Source organism: Auraticoccus monumenti (genome assembly GCF_900101785.1).
GTDB classification, from domain to species: domain Bacteria; phylum Actinomycetota; class Actinomycetes; order Propionibacteriales; family Propionibacteriaceae; genus Auraticoccus; species Auraticoccus monumenti.
This window is the reverse complement of record NZ_LT629688.1, coordinates 4,121,889-4,136,794: the sequence shown is the minus strand read 5'-3', so window position 1 is coordinate 4,136,794 and position 14,906 is coordinate 4,121,889. Positions and strand designations below refer to the sequence as shown.

The 14,906-nt window shown below is 73.6% G+C and carries 13 protein-coding genes; 3 read left to right on the top strand and 10 right to left on the bottom strand.

Annotated elements, in window-relative coordinates:
• Positions 1-2 precede the first annotated feature (2 nt).
• The 6 genes from BLT52_RS19175 to BLT52_RS19150 form a co-directional block, all read right to left on the bottom strand.
• The gene (locus BLT52_RS19175; RefSeq protein WP_090595749.1) at positions 3-1,448 is read right to left on the bottom strand and encodes an acyl-CoA carboxylase subunit beta; all 1,446 of its coding nucleotides are present in this window, start codon (positions 1,446-1,448) and stop codon (positions 3-5) included.
• Positions 1,445-2,776 (bottom strand): beta-ketoacyl-[acyl-carrier-protein] synthase family protein, encoded by a 1,332-nt coding sequence (locus BLT52_RS19170; protein WP_090595747.1) that lies wholly within the window; start codon positions 2,774-2,776, stop codon positions 1,445-1,447. Before BLT52_RS19170 ends, BLT52_RS19175 begins: the two co-directional genes overlap by 4 nt.
• A 102-nt stretch (positions 2,777-2,878) precedes the next feature.
• On the bottom strand, positions 2,879-3,124 hold the full coding sequence (locus BLT52_RS19165; protein ID WP_090595745.1) for an acyl carrier protein: 246 nt from the start codon (positions 3,122-3,124) through the stop codon (positions 2,879-2,881).
• A 133-nt stretch (positions 3,125-3,257) separates the two neighbouring features.
• Positions 3,258-4,277, bottom strand: a complete 1,020-nt coding sequence (locus BLT52_RS19160) for a beta-ketoacyl-ACP synthase III (RefSeq protein WP_090595744.1) — start codon at positions 4,275-4,277, stop codon at positions 3,258-3,260.
• Complete coding sequence (locus BLT52_RS19155; protein ID WP_090595742.1) at positions 4,274-5,488, bottom strand: acyltransferase domain-containing protein; 1,215 nt, start codon at positions 5,486-5,488, stop codon at positions 4,274-4,276. The genes BLT52_RS19160 and BLT52_RS19155 overlap by 4 nt, the downstream gene beginning before the upstream one ends.
• A gap of 90 nt (positions 5,489-5,578) precedes the next feature.
• Positions 5,579-6,040, bottom strand: coding sequence for an MSMEG_6728 family protein (locus BLT52_RS19150; protein WP_090595741.1), 462 nt, complete (start codon positions 6,038-6,040; stop codon positions 5,579-5,581).
• 77 nt (positions 6,041-6,117) lie between these two features.
• Between BLT52_RS19150 and BLT52_RS19145 the strand changes: the two genes are divergently transcribed.
• Positions 6,118-6,300: a hypothetical protein gene (locus BLT52_RS19145; protein WP_090595739.1), complete on the top strand. Its 183-nt coding sequence runs from the start codon at positions 6,118-6,120 to the stop codon at positions 6,298-6,300.
• A gap of 364 nt (positions 6,301-6,664) precedes the next feature.
• Here BLT52_RS19145 and BLT52_RS19140 read toward each other — a convergent pair whose 3' ends face one another.
• From BLT52_RS19140 to BLT52_RS19130, 3 genes are all read right to left on the bottom strand, one after another.
• Positions 6,665-8,359, bottom strand: coding sequence for an HNH endonuclease signature motif containing protein (locus BLT52_RS19140; protein WP_090595737.1), 1,695 nt, complete (start codon positions 8,357-8,359; stop codon positions 6,665-6,667).
• A gap of 395 nt (positions 8,360-8,754) precedes the next feature.
• Positions 8,755-9,630, bottom strand: coding sequence for a hypothetical protein (locus BLT52_RS19135; RefSeq protein WP_157677225.1), 876 nt, complete (start codon positions 9,628-9,630; stop codon positions 8,755-8,757).
• Positions 9,631-9,718: 88 nt separating this feature from the next.
• Positions 9,719-10,831, bottom strand: coding sequence for a PucR family transcriptional regulator (locus BLT52_RS19130; protein ID WP_456236376.1), 1,113 nt, complete (start codon positions 10,829-10,831; stop codon positions 9,719-9,721).
• Positions 10,832-11,027: 196 nt separating this feature from the next.
• Here BLT52_RS19130 and BLT52_RS19125 point away from each other — a divergent pair, with 196 nt between their 5' ends.
• Both BLT52_RS19125 and BLT52_RS19120 read left to right on the top strand, forming a co-directional pair.
• On the top strand, positions 11,028-11,693 hold the full coding sequence (locus tag BLT52_RS19125; RefSeq protein WP_090595734.1) for a Pr6Pr family membrane protein: 666 nt from the start codon (positions 11,028-11,030) through the stop codon (positions 11,691-11,693).
• Positions 11,693-12,703 (top strand): PHP domain-containing protein, encoded by a 1,011-nt coding sequence (locus BLT52_RS19120; RefSeq protein ID WP_090595733.1) that lies wholly within the window; start codon positions 11,693-11,695, stop codon positions 12,701-12,703. Before BLT52_RS19125 ends, BLT52_RS19120 begins: the two co-directional genes overlap by 1 nt.
• Position 12,704: 1 nt before the next feature.
• On the opposite strand, the gene BLT52_RS19115 is transcribed toward BLT52_RS19120, so the two are convergent.
• Entirely contained in the window at positions 12,705-14,843 is a 2,139-nt protein-coding gene (locus BLT52_RS19115; protein WP_090595731.1) for a hypothetical protein, read from the bottom strand.
• Positions 14,844-14,906 lie beyond the last annotated feature (63 nt).

Here is a 14,906-nt window from a genome sequence, read left to right as displayed (position 1 = left end):
CCTCAGAGCGGGATGTTGGTGTGGTTGCCCCTGAGCCCGTGGTCGGCCTCCCGCACGGCTGCGGCCAGCGCGGAGCGGGTGCGGTCGGGGGTGACGATCTCGTCCACGACCCCGATCTCCACCGCCTTCTCCACCCCGCCGGCGATCCGCTCGTGCTCGGCGGCCAGCTCGGCCTCGACCTGCGGGCGGACGTCGTCGGGGACGGCGGCCAGCTTGCGCCGGTGCAGGATCCGGACCGCGGCCACGGGACCCATCACCGCGATCTCCGCACCGGGCCAGGCGAAGACCTTGGTGGCGCCGAGGGAGCGGGAGTTCATGGCGATGTAGGCGCCGCCGTAGGACTTGCGGGTGACCAGGGTGACGCAGGGGACGACGGCCTCGGAGAAGGCGTGCAGCAGCTTCGCGCCACGACGGACCACGCCGTCCCACTCCTGCCCGACGCCGGGGAGGTAGCCAGGGACGTCGACCAGCACCACCAGCGGCACCCCGAAGGCGTCGCACATGCGGACGAACCGGGCGGCCTTCTCCGCGCTCAGGGAGTCCAGGCAGCCGCCGAGACGCAGCGGGTTGTTGGCGATCACGCCGACCGTGCGGCCGCCGAGGCGGCCCAGGGTGACCGAGATGTTCGGGGCCCAGCGGGCGTGCAGCTCGATCGAGGAGCCCTCGTCCAGCAGGCCGTTGACCAGCGGGTGGACGTCGTAGGCGCGCCTGGGCGACTCGGGCAGGAAGCTGGCCAGGTCGGTGTCGACCACCTCGCCGAGGGAGCCCTGGCTGGCGAACAGGGTGGTGATCAGCCGGCCCTGGGTCATGGCGTGGGCCTCGTCGTCGGCGACCACGTGCACCACCCCGGAGCGGCGGCTGTGGGTGTCGGGGCCGCCGAGGCGGAGCATGTCCACGTCCTCACCGGTGACCGAGCGGACCACGTCGGGTCCGGTCACGAAGATGCGGCCCTCGGGGGCGAGGATGACGACGTCGGTGAGGGCCGGGCCGTAGGCGGCGCCACCGGCGGCGAAGCCCAGCACGATCGAGATCTGCGGGATGACGCCGGAGGCGGTGGTCATCGAGTGGAAGATCCGGCCGACGGCGTGCAGGGAGAGGACCCCCTCGGCCAGCCGTGCGCCGGCGGAGTGCCAGATGCCGATGATGGGGACCCGGTCGGCCATGGCGCGCTCGTAGGCGCGGACCACCACGTCGCAGCCGTCCATGCCCATCGCCCCGCCCATGACGGTGGGGTCGGAGCAGAAGGCGACCACCCGGCAGCCGTTGATGGTGCCGGTCGCGGCGAGCATGCCCGACTCGTCGTCGGGCGTGATCAGCTCGACCGAGCCCTCGTCGAGGAGGTGCGCCAGCCGGAGGTTCGGGTTGCGGGGGTCCTCCTCGCGGGGGACCTTGACCTTGGCGGCGGCGGCGGCGGGAGCCGGGGCGGCGGGTGCGGCGGTGGTGGTCACGAGGCGTCTCCTGTCTGCCCGGCTGCCTCGAGGGGTGCCGAGCTGTTCTGGCCCCGCGGAGCGGAACTGTTCTGGTTGGTCAGCAGGACGGCCACGTTGGCGCCGCCGAAGCCGAAGGAGTTGTTGACCGCGGCCAGGTCGCCGGCGGGGAGCTCGCGGTTGGTGGTGGCCACGTCGATGCCCAGGTCGGGCTCGATGGTGTCGATGTTGATGGTGGCGGGCACCACCCGGTGGTGCAGGGCCAGCAGGGTGGCCAGGGACTCCAGCGCCCCGGCGCCGCCGAGCAGGTGCCCGGTCATGGACTTGGTGCCGGTGACCACCGCGCCGTCGACGGCGTCGCCGAGGGCCTGGCGGATGGACAGGGCCTCGGTGAGGTCGCCCTGCGGGGTGGAGGTGGCGTGCGCGTTGACGTGGACGACGTCGCGGGGGGCGAGGTCGGCGTCGGCCAGCCCCCGCTTGACGGCGTTGGTCTGACCGGTGCCGGCCGGGTCGGGCTGGACCATGTCGTGGGCGTCGTTGGAGTACCCGGCGCCGACGAGGGTGCCGTAGATGTGGGCGCCGCGGGCCTGGGCGTGCTCGAGGGTCTCCAGCACCAGCATCGCGGCACCCTCGGCGAGCACGAAGCCGTCGCGGTCGACGTCCCAGGGGCGGGAGGCGTGCTCGGCGTCGTGGTTGCGGCGGCTGAGCGCCTGCATCTGGCCGAAGCAGGCCATCGGCAGCGGGTGCACCACCGCCTCGGTGCCACCGGCCAGGACGATGTCGGCGCGGCCGTAGCGGATCATGTCCAGGCCCTGGGCGATGGACTCGTTGCTGGAGGCGCAGGCGGCGACGGGGGTGTGCACGCCGGCCCGGGCGCCGAGGCGGAGCCCGACGCTGCCGGCCGAGGCGTTGCCCATCAGCATCGGGATGGCGAAGGGGCTGACCCGCCGGTGCCCCTTCTCCTTCTGGGTGTCCCAGGTCTGCAGCAGGGTCTGCATGCCGCCGATGCCGGTGGCGATGGAGACGGCGAGGCGGTCGGGGTCGAGGGACTCGTCGCGGACGCTGAAGCCGGCGTCGGACCAGGCCTCGAGGGCGGCGACGGTGGCCAGCTGGGTGCTGCGGTCCATCCGGCGGGCCTCGACGCGCTCGAGCACGGTGAGGGGGTCGACGGCGACCTCGGCGGCCACCCGGGAGGGCAGCGGCTCGGCCCACTCGTGGGTGAGCTCGCGGGTGCCGGAGCGACCGGCCAGCATGGCCGACCAGGTGCTGGCGACGTCCCCGCCGAGCGGGGTGGTCGCTCCGAGTCCGGTGACGACGACGGTTCGACCCTGGACGGTTCGGCTGGTCATGGGCGGTGCTCCTGGGTGCGGGTGGTACGGGCCGCCCGGTCGGGGCGGGAGGGAGAGGGTCGGTCGGTCGCCCGGAAGGTCCCGGGCGACCGACCGGTGACGTCAGGCGCGGGTGCGCTCGATGTAGGCGACGGCGTCGCCGACGGTGCGGAGGTTCTTGGCCTCCTCGTCGGGCACCTCGACGTCGAACTCGTCCTCGACGGCGACGATGATCTCGACCATCGACAGCGAGTCGACGTCCAGGTCGTCGGTGAAGGACTTGTCCAGCTGGACGTCGTCGGCGGAGACGCCGGCGACCTGGTTGACGATCTCGGCGAGCTTCGTGCGGATCTCTTCGGTGGTGGCCATGGGGCCCTCCTCGTCTGTTGGTGGGTCCGTGGTCAGCCGTGGATCCGGCGGACCTTCGGGGGTGTGTCGGGTGACACGCCGTCGCCCGTCCCGGCGAGGGGACGGCAGCGACGGAGGAAGGGGGTGGCGGCGGTCACGGGAGGACCACCACCTGGCCGGCGTGGACCAGCCCGGCGCCGAAGCCGATGATCAGCGCGGTCTGGCCGGAGGAGATGCGGCCCTCCTCGTAGAGGGCCTCCATGGCCAGCGGGATGGAGGCGGCGGAGGTGTTGCCCTGGCGGACGATGTCGCGGGCGATGACGATGTCCTCGCGCAGGCCCAGGGTGCGGGTCATCGCGGTGGTGATCCGGTCGTTGGCCTGGTGCGGGATGAAGACGTCGAGGTCGGCCGCGGCGACGCCGGCCCGGTCCAGAGCCTCCTGGGCCTTGGCGGCGACGGTGTAGGAGGCCCACTTGAAGACCTCGCGGCCCTCCATCCGCAGGGTGGGGAAGGTGCGCTCGAGGTCGCGGGCCTCGCCGTGCGGGCCGAGGACCTCGTCCCAGGCGGCGGTCTGGACGATGGTGCCGGCGCGTTCGCCGTCGGAGCCCCAGACCACCGGGCCGATGGCCGGGACGTCGCTGGGTCCGATCACGGCGGCACCGGCGCCGTCGGCGAAGATGAAGGCCGAGGCCCGGTCGCTGCGGTCGGTGAGGTCGGAGAGCCGCTCGACGCCGATGGCCAGGACGTGGGTGGCGGTGCCGGCGCGGACCATGGCGTCGGCCATCGCGGTGGCGTAGCAGAACCCGGCGCAGGCGGCGGAGATGTCGAAGGCGGCGGCCCCGACGGCGCCGAGGTGGTGGGCGATCAGCGGCGCGATGGCCGGCGTCTGGTGCATGTGGGTGACGGTGGAGACGATCACGCAGTCGATCTGGGAGGGCTCGATACCGGCGCGCTCGACGGCCTTGCGGGCGGCCTCGCCCGACATCATGGCGATGGTCTCGTCCGGGGCGGCCCAACGGCGCTCGGTGATGCCGGAGCGGGTGCGGATCCACTCGTCGGTGGAGTCGATCATGGTGCAGATCTCGGCGTTGTCGACGACCCGGCGGGGGCGGTAGCCGCCGACGCCGAGGATCCGGGAGTAGGCCGAGCCGGTGGAGGTCTGCAGCGCCGTCACCGGTTGACCTCGGCGGCGCCGGCCGTCTCGACGACCGGGTGCAGCCGCAGCAGGGGCTGACCGGGGGCGACCGGGTCGCCGTCCTCGACCAGCCACTCGACCACGACACCGCCGTGGGGGGCGCTGACCGGGATCTCCTCGCGGAGGTTGGCCACGGTGCCGACGGTGGCCAGCGGGGGGAGGACCTCGTCGGGGCCGATGCCCTCGGTGCGGACGAACTCGCCCTTGCCGGGGGAGACGACCAGGCGCCAGGTCGGGTTGGAGTGCTGGGAGGCGACCTGGTCGGCACCGTGCTTGCGGACGAAGTCCATCGCGTCAGGAAGCTGGTCGGGGGTGTTGAGGGCGAAGAGCTCGACGCCCTTGAGGTTGCGCTTGGCGATGCCGGTCAGGGTGCCGGCGGGCGGGACCTCGAGCAGTCCGGTGACGCCGAGGTCGGCCATGGTCTGCAGGCACAGGTCCCAGCGGACCGGGTTGGCGACCTGGCCGACGATGCGGGTGAGGACGTCGCGGCCGTGCTGGACGACCTGGCCGTCGGCGTTGGAGAGCAGCGGGACGCGCGGGTCGTAGGTGCTGACGGCCTTGGAGAGGGTGGCCAGGTGGGCGACGGCGGGGGCCATGTGCTGGGTGTGGAAGGCGCCGGCGACGCTGAGCGGGATCAGGCGGGCGCGGGCGGGCGGGTCGGCCTCGAGGGCGGCGAGCTGCTCGATGGTGCCGGCGGCCACGATCTGCCCGGAGCCGTTGTTGTTGGCGGGGGTGAGGCCGTGCTTCTCGAGGGCGGCCAGCACGTCCTCGGGCTTGCCGCCGACCACGGCGGTCATGGAGGTGGGACGGGCGGCGCTGGCCGCGGCCATCGCCTTGCCGCGCTCGCGGACCAGGACCATCGCCTGCTCGGCGCGGATGACGCCGACGCCGGCGGCCGCGGTGAGCTCGCCGACCGAGTGCCCGGCGGCGACGCCGATGTAGTTGAAGGCGTCGGCGGGGTGGGGGAAGAGCTGGAGCGAGGCCAGCAGGCCGGAGGCCACCAGGAGGGGCTGGGCCACGGCGGTGTCGCGGATGGTCTCGGCGTCGGCCTCGGTGCCGTAGTGGACCAGATCCAGCCCGGCGACCGCCGACAACCAGGTCAGGCGGTCGGCGAAGGAGGACTCCGTCAGCCAGGGCTTGAGGAATCCGGGGGTCTGGGCGCCCTGTCCGGGCGCGACGATGGCGAGCACGTCCCCACTCTTCCCAATCAAGGCCCCTCGGTCGCGGAGGGACATCACGAAGATGTCACGGCGATCTTGTGAGAACCCTACAAACGTTTCTCAGGGTGTGGGCCAGACGTAGTCGAGGTCGTCGGGCGTGTCGGGGAAGTGCGCGCGGTAGTGCTCGGGGTCCTTGGCCAGCAGCTTCGAGCGGTGGGAGCGGTGCACCGCCTCGTCGCCCAGCCAGCGCGGGGCCCGGTGCTCGCCGCTGCGCCACAGAGCCACTTCGTCCAGCTCGGGGGTGACCAGGGAGGGGAGGGCGAGGAAGGCGAGCGTGGACTCCAGCGTGGTGTCGCCGAACTCGCGGCCGGTCCACTCACGACAGGTGGCGACCTGGTAGTCCATCAGCGACGCCCGGTGGCCGCGCCACATCTTGGCCACCGGGTGGTGCCGCCAGCCGTAGTTCTCGACGGTGAGCGCCTTCATCACCTGCAGGGTCTCCACCCGCTGCTTGCCGAGCCGCTTGGTGTCCAGCGTGGCCGCGCTCGCAGCGAAGTCCGGGTAGGGCAGGAAGGTCTGCACCCGGACACGCTACCGGCGGGGGTCGTGGTGGGCATCAGCAGCAGCACCGTGAGCCGATGGAGCCCTAGCGTGACGTCATGGCTCAGCTCGTCGTGAACGGCACCCCGGTGCACCTCAGGGACGAGTCCGTCGCGGAGGTGAAGAAGCGGCTGGGCGCGCTGCGGAGGGGGAGGTCCGTGACCCTGGAGCTGCAGGACGAGAACGGTGACGTCGTCTGGGTGCTCGTGCCGTTCGGCACCGCCGTGGTGATCATCCCCTGAGAGGGTCCTGAGCGTCCGCCGCGCCCAGTGGATCGAGGCGGGGCTCTCGAGGTACGGGTCCTGGGTCGGGGGGTTCACGTCCTCCGCCGCCTCGGCGGACCTGCTGGTTCAGCCACCACTCCGCGCCGACGGGGCTGGATCCGCCGACGTGCGTCGCTGCTTCCTCGTGCACGGTTGTCCGGCTCCAGGTATCTCCGGGCAGATGGAGTCCCACCTGACGGCATGGCCGGCCCCGAAGGCGGACGCAGCCTCAGTGCACGGCCGCCCGGCTTCCGGCGGCGCTGCTCACCTGAGCCGAACGCACGTGCGCCACCGGACCGAGGAGGAGTCCCCGGTCGGTGGCGTGCGTGCGGGTCTGGAGCGCTCAGCCAGTCAGTGCGGGCGCTGGCTCACGTGGTTGTCGACACGGCTGATCTGGCTGCCGTCTCCGGGATGCGGGCGCTGCCGGAGTTGCGGGTGGTTCGGCCGAGAGGTCCGTGGTGCTGCCGTCGGGTCCTCGTCGGAAGCAGAGCCCGTGAGGGCTGGTCCACTCGTAGTGGCCGAGCGCCAGCATGCGGTAGCGCCATGGGGTGTGGGTCTTGAGCCGGTGGTGCTTGCGGCACAGCGGGGCGAGGTTGTCGGTCGAGGTCGGCCCGCCGGTGTCGTAGGGCTCGATGTGGTCGGCGTCGGTGGACCAGGTGGGGGTGCCGTCGTTGCGCTGTCGGGTGGATCGCGGATGCGCGGGCCGGCTGCACCAGGGGAAGACGCAGGTGCGGTCGCGGAGCGCGATGTGCTCGCGGAGCCGGTCCGGTACCTCGTAGCCGTCGACGGTGGCTGTGGTGTTGAGGTCGATCACGGGTCGGACGGTGATCTTCGCATCGGGTCGGCCACACCAGTCGCGGATCTGTCCGGCGGTGACAGGGATCCCGGTGTTGCCGACCCACCCGGACCGCTGACTGCCGCCGGTGAGGGCGTCGGCGGACAGGTGGACGTAGAGGGTCACCTGTGACGGTGCCCGACCGGGCCAGGGGGTCGCGGGTGCGCGCCCGGTGATCGAGGCGGCGTTCGTCGAGTGGTGGGGCTGGTCGGTCGAGTCGACAGGGGAGCCGGCGGTTGCTCCCGTCTGCGGGCTGGCGGGGGAGACGGCGTCGCGTTCGGTCCGGGCGTGAGCCGGCGAGGCGGCGTTGGTTGCGCTTCGGGCGTTGGCCGAGGAGCCGGGGTGGGCATCGACGTCGGATTCAGTTGCGGTGGACGCACCGCCCGCCATCGGGTCGGACGCGGCTGGGGTGGTGGCGTCGTCGACCAGACCGGGCTGGCTCGTCGTCAGGTTCAGAGCGGGCTGGGAGCGGGCGAGCTCACCGGCGGCCATGGAGCGGCGGACGTCCAGGGACTTGTCGATTCCGGCCTCGGCGAGCATCCGGGCTCCGGCGCCGATGGCGGCGTCGAGGTCGAGGGCGTCGGGGAGGTCGAGGACCCCGACCACCTCCGCGAGCCCGTGTCGGCGGCCGTCTTGGTCGTGGAAGATGTCGAAGCGGCGCTTCTCCTCCGCCTCGACCCGCTGCCGCTCGGCCTCCTCGGGCATGAACCGGGTGATCGCGGTGGTGATCACCCGGTCCAGCTGGGTCACCCCGACCTTGCCCGTGACAGCAGCGACCTGGTCGTCGACGAAGGTCGCTGCCTCGCGGGTCAGGCTGATGGTGCGGCCGGCGACGAGGCGGGCCTGCCACGCGGCGACCTTCCCGGCGTGGACGAGGGCCCAGAGACGGGGGAGCCGGTGGCGGAGCTCGAGGGCTTGGCCGATGAGGGTGGTGCCGGCGTCGGTGGAGCAGCGCAGCGCGGCGGCGAGCTCGGCGATGCAGCCCTCGTCCACCTCCGGTGTGCCCTCACCGGCCAGCGGTGCCCCGGTGGGGCGGCCGCCGATCGTGGCGGAGGCGACGAAGTCGTCCTCGACCGGAGGGTGGAGGTCGGCCCACTCGGCAGCCCGGGCGAGGATCCGGGCGGCGGCTGCGTTCTCGGCTGCGCGGTCGGCGCGCACGTCGACCAGCAGCGTGGCTGCGGCGTCGGTGCGGTGCTTCGTCATGTCCTCAATCTACGGCGAACCGCTGACAAAATCGGCTCTGCGTTCGAATCTGTGGACAACTTCGCAGGCTGTGGACAGCGTTGGCCACGATCACCGCAATGGTCCTCGGCCAGCACGTGCCCAGCTCCCCAGTCGCAGGTTGCTGCGCAGCCCTCACCCCTACACCCCTACAGCCCTGCACCCCGGACAGCCCTACAGCCAGCAGCCTCTACGGCCCTGAAGGCTCTAGGGCTCTGGAGGCTCCACGGCCCTGCGGCCCGAACGGCCCTGCAGCCCGAAACAGCCTTGCGCCCGAAACAGCCTTGCGCCCGACCAGCCTTGCGGCCCGACCAGCCCTGCGGGCCGACCAGCCCTGCAGCGCCGCAGCTCGAAGAGCCCGGACAACCCAAGCAGCCCTACCTCCCGACGACCCGGTGCGTCAGCCGCGCCAGCAGCGCCGCCCGGCGCACCCGGCCCGACGGCTTCCAGGCGCGTGAGCCACGGATGAGCGCGCCGACGGCCTCGTGGTCCTCGCCGAGGAAGGCTGTGTCGAGCTCGCGGTGATCGTCGCGCTGGACGAACCCGAGGATGCTGAGCTCCGGCTGACCAAGGCTGGTCACGACTCGTTGGGCCCCGTGCCAGGACGCGATGTGCGCGGCCGTCCGGCACAGGTCGACGACGACGGTGCCCGGCACGTCACCCGCCACCTCGCAGAACTCCAACCGGGCGGTCGTCGCACCGGTCCGGGTCACGGCCGCGTGCCCGACCCACGGCGACCCGGTGCGGCTGTCCAGGTGGGCTCGGACCCAGGCGATCAGCGAGCCGTCGGCGCGTATCGCACGGACCGGGCGGGTGTCGAAGCCGTCCTGCTCGAACAGGTCGACCGCTGACCAGACGTCCTCGTCGTCAGGCTCAGTCGAGGTCGTGCAGAAGCGGCGGTCCGCAGCGGGTCCGGGACGGTCGACGAGCTCGATGAAGCCCGGCCGCTCACGGCGGGAGGCGGTGACCAGCAGACCGGTGCACAGCTGCTCGTCGAACCACGTGAGTGCGTCGGAGGCCCAGTACCGCGGCTCCAGGGAGCCGCCGTCCTCGGTGTACTGGCTGCGCGGCGGCAGTCCTCGACCGAGCACGTGGGGGTAGGACATCCACCGGAACCTGACCAGGACGTCGTGCTCCCGGGGGCGGACGTCCAGGACCGTGCAGTCGCGCGGTCGCAGCAGCCCCCGGGTGCCCACGAGAAGGGGTGAGAGGGCCTCGGCGAGCTCTGCGGTGGACCAGGGTTCATCGGGCACGACGCATGGTCCCACCCGCGCGGAGCGGCTGTCGTCCTGCTTCCCGGCGCCCCTCGACCGCGAGATCCCCACGCAGGTCCGCCGACCCTCAGCGCTGCAGACGCCCCAGGGTCAGCGCGATCCTCAGCACGTACGCCTCCCGCGGGTCCGTCGGGCTGAAGCCGGTCACCTGCTGCACCCGCTTCAGGCGGTACCGGACCGTGTTGGGGTGGACGAACAGCGCCCGGGCGGTGGCCTCCATCGAGGAGCCGCTGTCCAGGAACGCGGTCAGCGTCTCCAGCAGGTCGCCGTTGACGGCGGCCAACGGCCCGTGGACGTCCATCGCCAGCGCGCGCCGGGCGTGGCCGTCGCCGGCCAGGGCGCGCTCGGGCAGCAGGTCCTCGCTGCCCACCGGGCGGGGGGCACCGGGCCAGGCCACGGCGGCACGCAGACCCGAGAGCGCGCCCCTGGCGGAGCGGGAGGCGTCCACCAGGTGCTCCACCACCGGCCCGACCACGATCGCGCCGGGGCCGTAGGCGCCGACGAGGTGGGTGGCCTGGGTGACCGCGGCGTCCTGGTCGACCAGCACCACCCCACCCAGCACGACCACCAGCCGGTCGCCCTGCACGGCGGCCAGCACGTCGAGGTCGCGGTTGCGGGCCAGCCGGCGCACCTCCTCCAGCGGACGGGCGGCGCCGCTGTCGTCGGCCGGGCCGATCACCACCGCGACCGACTGGGTGGAGCGCCACCCCAGCGTCGAGGCGCGGCTCAGCACCGTCTCGTCGGTGTCCCCGCGCAGCACCGAGTCGACCACCAGCGCCTCCAGCCGGGCGTCCCAGGCGCCGCGCAGCTCCGCGGCCCGGGCGTAGACCTCGGCGGCCCCGAAGGCCACCTCACGGCTGTACTGGGTGATGGCGATCTGCAGGTGCCCGCGGTCGCCGCGCGGCATCACCTCGTGCAGCTGGGTCTCCACCGAGTCGATGGTGGTCCGCACCAGCTCGACGGTCTGCTGCAGCGTGATCGCCCGGGCCAGCGCGCGCGGCGCGGTGCCGAAGACCCCGATCCCGGCACCGCGGCCCTCGTCCTCGGGCTCGGAGAACCAGCGCACGAAGCCGTCGATGCCGGCCTGGGCCACCAGCGTGATCCAGGACCGCTCCTCGGCGCTGAGCTCGCTGAACCAGGGATGGCGGGCCTCCATCTCGCCCACGGCCGCCGTCGTCATCTGTCCCGAGGCCGCCGCCAGCCGGCGGGCGATCGCTGCGCGCGTCCGCGGGGAGGGCCCCGGGACGCGCTCACCCGCCCTCGCCGCCATGGCCTCGACCTTATCGGTGCCCACCGACGCCCGGGCCCGGACGACCACCCGGTCGCCGCTGGGACGACCGGGGTACCTTTCGGTGCCGGCAGGGAGGAGGAGGTCGATGTCGACCACCGTCGTGCGCGTCCCCACCACCGTCGAGGGCCCCAGCCTGGTCAGCGTCACCCTGTGGCGGCTGCTGTTCGCGGGCTGCGCCTGGGCCGGTCTGCTGGCCGGACTGGTCACCGGCGGGTGGGAGGTGCTGCGCTACTTCACCCAGGTCTCGACCCTCTGCGTCGCTCTCAGCGCCACCGCCTCGCTGCTCACCCCGCTGGTGCTCGACGGGGCCATGGAGAGCCGTTGGGGGGTGGCCCGCGGTGCCGCCACCACCTACACCACCATCACCTTCTTCGTCTTCGCCACCATGCTCGGCGCCGACTACAGCACCCTCACCAGCCTGCTCACCCACCTGGTCGTGCCCCTGATGGCCATCACCGACTGGCTGCTGGTCGGCCGCAACCAGCGGCTGGCCTGGTGGTGGCCGCTGGTCTGGCTGTCCGTGCCGCTGCTGTACCTGGTCAGCTACGTGATCGGGGGCGAGACCCTCTACCGTTTCCTGGTCCCCGGTGCCCGCGACTTCGCCGACTACGTCCTGTTCCTGCTGGTGGCCTTCCTGGCCGTCGGCTACGCCTGGTGGGGGATCGGGCAGCTCCGGTCCCTGCGCTGGCCGCCGCAGACCGTCCCGGCGGCCGAGGCGGTGCCGTGGCAGACCCGACGAAGGAGGAGATGATGGATCCGGTCCAGGCCCTGCGGGAGATCGGCTTCCTGCTCGAGCGCAGCCGGGCCGACACCCACCGGGTCAAGGCCTACCGGCGCGCCGCCACCACCGTGGAGGCGATGGACGCCGACGAGCGGGCCGAGCGCCAGCGCGCCGCCAGCTGGGGCAAGGTCCCCGGGCTCGGTCCCAAGACCGTGGCCGTGGTCAGCCAGGCCATGGCCGGTCGGGTGCCGGACTACCTGGCCGGGCTGCGCGAGCAGCGGGTGCCCCTGGTCAGCGGCGGCGAGACGGTGCGGGCCGCCGTCCGCGGGGACCTGCACTGCCACTCCGACTGGTCCGACGGCGGCAGCCCGCTGGAGGAGATGGTGCTGACCGCACGGTCGCTGGGCCACGAGTACGTCGCCGCCACCGACCACTCGCCGCGGCTCACCGTGGCCCGCGGGCTCACCGCCGACCGGCTCCGCCAGCAGCTGCGGGTGATCGACGACCTGAACGCCGAGCTGGCCCCCTTCCGGGTGCTGAAGGGGATCGAGGTGGACATCCTCGAGGACGGCGGGCTGGACCAGGACGCCGACCTGCTCGACCAGCTCGACGTGGTGGTGGCGAGCGTGCACTCCAAGCTGCGCTCGGACTCCGAGACCATGACCATGCGGATGGTCAGCGCCATCGCCAACCCGCGCACCGACGTCCTGGGCCACTGCACCGGCCGGCTGATCGAGGGGGAGCGCGGCACGCGGCCGCCCTCGCAGTTCGACGCCGAGGTGGTCTTCGAGGCCTGCCGGCAGTTCGACGTGGCGGTGGAGATCAACTCCCGCCCCGAGCGCTGCGACCCGCCCGACGAGCTGCTCGCCCTGGCCCTGGACATCGGCTGCCTGTTCTCCATCGACACCGACGCCCACGCGCCCGGCCAGCTGGACTTCCTGGCCTACGGGTGCGCCCGCGCCGAGGCGGCCGGCGTCCCGCTGGAGCGGATCGTCACCACCTGGCCGGTGGAGGAGCTGCTGGCCTGGACCGGCCGCTGAGTCAGCCCAGGGCCAGCCGGCCCGGCAGGTCGGGCTCGAGCGCACCGAACCCGGTGGAGGCCCACGGCTCGGCCCCGGACTCGTGGAAGTGCACCGGCCCGGGGAGGTCGAGCAGCTCCGGGGTGCGGTCGGCGTCCAGGTGCCCCGCGCAGGCCCGGCAGCAGGGGACCGTCCGGCCTGCGAAGGTCCGCTGCTCGGTCCCGGCCGGGTGCTCGGGGTGGAAGAAGCACCCGGGCTGCGGTGCCCACTCCCGCAGCGACGTCGCCGCCCGGGCCGCGTCGGCACCCCGGCGGACCAGGACGGCCGCACCCAGCTGGTCCGCCGGGGAGCCGCCCGCCCCCAGCAGGGTCTCGGCCGCCTCGGCGTGGCGCGTCGCGGCCGCCGCAGCCGGGGTGGCGGCAGCCGCCGGGGTGAGGAAGCGGAGCGTGCGCTGCAGGTTGGCCAGCTCGTACTCCGCCGCCCGTCGCCAGCCCGCCACGTCCCAGGACGCCGGCTCCCGCGGCTCGCGGGGCAGCAGGCCGTCGATCACCGGCGGGGCGGCGACCGAGGGCTCCGACGCCGGAGCAGGCTCCGGCTCCCGCTGCACTGCTGGCGCCGGACGTCCCGGCTGGGGACCCGGCTCCGAGGTCCTCTGCCGCTCCGGCTGCTCCCGGGGGGTCGGCCTCTCCCGGACGCTCCGTGGCTCCCGGTCCGACGGCGTCCCCCGGTCCGGCTCCAGGCTCCTGGACGCTGTCGCGGCAGGCACCGCAGCAGGGGCGGCGCCTCGCACCGGCGGCCCGGTCGGGGGCAGCCAGCCCGCGGTGTGGCGACGCAGCCGCCGGACGGCCGGGGTGGCCAGCAGCAGCCCCAGCCCCAGCCCCACCGGTACGGCCAGGACCCCGACCACGCCCACCACGCCGACCGTCGAGCCCCAGGTGCCGCCGTAGTAGTCGCTGCGCGGCGGGCCCACCACCGGCCGGGGGCCGTCCTCGTCGCTCTGCCGGATCGTCTCCGCGACCAGGAAGGTGATCTCGTCCGAGCCGGCCTCGGTGTCCACGTCCCCGCCGGAGTAGTAGCCGTCGCCGTCCAGCCGGTGGTCGAAGGCCTCCACGCCGTCGGGGTTGGCCGAGATCCACAGCCCCGGCAGGTCGGTGTCCACGGCCACCTCCTCCAGACCGTCGCCGTCCTGCGTCGGGTACCAGACCGCCACCCGCGTCGGCACCTGGGCCGCAGCCGCCATGGCCTCGATCCGAGCCAGCCGCTCCGGGGTCATCCAGTCCTGCAGGTCGGGGGCGACGTGGACGCTCGCGCCGGAGACGAAGTCCGCGGCCGCCGCCTGCGCCTGGTCACCGGGCACGGGAGCCGGCGGGATCCGCGCGGTGGTCAGCACCCAGGTGGCACCCCCGGCCGCCAGGGCCAGCAGCAGGGCCGAACCCACGGCCAGGGCGCGGCGGACCGCGGAGGGGCGGACGCGGAGCCGGCGCCGCCACCGGTTCGTGCGCAGCCGCGCCCCGGCGGCGGCGGCCAGCGTGCCCAGCGCTATCACACCGCTCCAGATCACCCGCTCGTCCTCGGCCTGACGGGTGTCGTCGAGGTCGCCCCCGGTGGCCCACCCGCTGGCCAGCAGCGCCTCCTCGTCCAGCGCCTCCAGGCCCTCCGCGCCGTCCACCACGCCCACCAGACCCAGGTAGGTCGAGAAGGCCTCCGTCGGGTAGCCCGGCTCGGTCAGGTCGCGGGCCAGCCGCGCCCCGTCGTAGAAGTCGCTCTGGACACCCGGGTCGACCCCGACCGCCTCGAAGGCGTAGGAGCCGATGATCGACTCGGCCGTCTCGCCCAGCTCCAGCACGTACAGACCGGGACCGAGCGCGGCGACCAGCCGGGGGAGCAGCTCGTCCGCGGGTTGGTCGAGGCCCTCCACCTCCTGCGGTGCCAGGTCCAGGACCACCCGCACCGGCACCGGGGCCCGCTCCACCAGGTCGGTGAGGGTCCGGTCGACCTCCGCGGTGTGGCCGGCACCCATCATCGGGCCCACCTGCACCGGGTCGGTCCGCAGCCGCTGGACCAGCTCGTCCACGGTGTCCGGCGGCGGGTCGGCCGAGGCGGGCAGCACCAGCCACGAGCACAGCAGCACTCCGGCCAGCAGCACGAGCAGGCGACGCATCGGGTCCTCCCTGGGTGGGGGCCCCAGCCTGCCAGCCGCCGGGAGCGTGTCGGGGGAGCCTCG

Bases quoted from the DNA above. Each gene is read 5' to 3' on its own strand.
- BLT52_RS19125 (WP_090595734.1), top strand. From the start codon at position 11,028: ATGTCGACCACCGTCGTGCGCGTCCCCACCACCGTCGAGGGCCCCAGC.
- BLT52_RS19165 (WP_090595745.1), bottom strand. From the start codon at position 3,124: ATGGCCACCACCGAAGAGATCCGCACGAAGCTCGCCGAGATCGTCAAC.
- BLT52_RS19130 (WP_456236376.1), bottom strand. From the start codon at position 10,831: ATGACGACGGCGGCCGTGGGCGAGATGGAGGCCCGCCATCCCTGGTTC.
- BLT52_RS19120 (WP_090595733.1), top strand. From the start codon at position 11,693: ATGGATCCGGTCCAGGCCCTGCGGGAGATCGGCTTCCTGCTCGAGCGC.
- BLT52_RS19170 (WP_090595747.1), bottom strand. From the start codon at position 2,776: ATGACCAGCCGAACCGTCCAGGGTCGAACCGTCGTCGTCACCGGACTC.
- BLT52_RS19140 (WP_090595737.1), bottom strand. From the start codon at position 8,359: ATGACGAAGCACCGCACCGACGCCGCAGCCACGCTGCTGGTCGACGTG.
- BLT52_RS19145 (WP_090595739.1), top strand. From the start codon at position 6,118: ATGGCTCAGCTCGTCGTGAACGGCACCCCGGTGCACCTCAGGGACGAG.
- BLT52_RS19115 (WP_090595731.1), bottom strand. From the start codon at position 14,843: ATGCGTCGCCTGCTCGTGCTGCTGGCCGGAGTGCTGCTGTGCTCGTGG.